At 56.9% G+C, this 1,026-nt stretch carries 1 protein-coding gene; it reads left to right on the plus strand.

Annotated features, from left to right (window positions below; genetic code table 11):
- Positions 1-338 precede the first annotated feature (338 nt).
- The gene (locus tag ACXAHD_RS32215) at positions 339-893 is read left to right on the plus strand and encodes an SMI1/KNR4 family protein (protein ID WP_475055186.1); all 555 of its coding nucleotides are present in this window, start codon (positions 339-341) and stop codon (positions 891-893) included.
- Positions 894-1,026: the final 133 nt, after the last annotated feature.

The following is a 1,026-nucleotide window of genomic DNA, read 5'->3' on the forward strand; positions in this document are numbered from 1 at the left end:
ACCGCGACGGCGACGCCACACCCGGCCACGCCGACCATCAGCATGCCCACAAACCGCGTCGCCCAACCCCACGAGACTTGGGACTACTTACTTCTCGTCAACATACCAGAATGCGAACTACGATGCTATCGGCACGGCCTCGACTTGGGCAGTCAAGCCAATTCTTGCTGGCCACAACGGCGCTGCCGGGAACTTGTTGGGACTGTTTCTGTCGTATGATAGAATTCTTGAGCGCGATCCCTTCTATGTGGCAATAGACAATGCCCCATAGGTGATAATCGGTAAGAATCTGGGTGCTATTCCTTAGTGTGGCGGTCATGTGTGATACTGGAGCCTAAATGCGGTTAGCTGACAATTTAGTTGTTCTTGAGAACTGGCTCCTCCGGCATTCGCCGGTCTCGCAGGAAAGCCTTCTACCATCGGCCTCCGCGACTACCCTCTCCGAGGTTTCCGCCCTCTTCGGGGAGCCGCTGCACCCTGAAGTAGTAGGACTGCTTAGCTGGCACGATGGCACGATCAACCTCCCGACGGAATCCTTCCAGATCGCGCCGGAATTTGGATTTATCGGCGCCTCTGAAGCGATCGAGGAGTGGCGCGGCCAGAACCGTCTCCTGTCGGATGAATCCGATTACTCAATGGTGGCCAGTTGGCATCGGAGATGGTTTCCCCTGGGTATAGATTGGTGTGGGGGTTTGCTCGTCGTGGACCACGACAGATCTGGACCAGGTTACGGTCAGGTTTTCACCACGGAGCCGGAGCAGGGGGCGAGGCGTGATGAGGGTTGGGCTTCGGTCTCCAGCCTCCTTTGCGATATGCTGCGGTCGCTAGAGTCTGGTCAGCCTATGCATGACTATGTGCCAGTGGTCGAGGACGGTGTCTTGATCTGGAAGTAGGCTATCTGTTGATACCGGTGCGCTGTGCAAAGTCTCGTCGAACTGAGCCTCGATCCACCGACGCGGTTGCCGCTGAATGTTGGTTGATCATTTCTGTATTGGGTGGTGCGGCGGGCGTGAGGGAGTCGCCGAT

The organism is Micromonospora sp. ABR4_055 (assembly GCF_056160425.1).

Bases quoted from the DNA above. Each gene is read 5' to 3' on its own strand.
- ACXAHD_RS32215 (WP_475055186.1), top strand. From the start codon at position 339: ATGCGGTTAGCTGACAATTTAGTTGTTCTTGAGAACTGGCTCCTCCGG.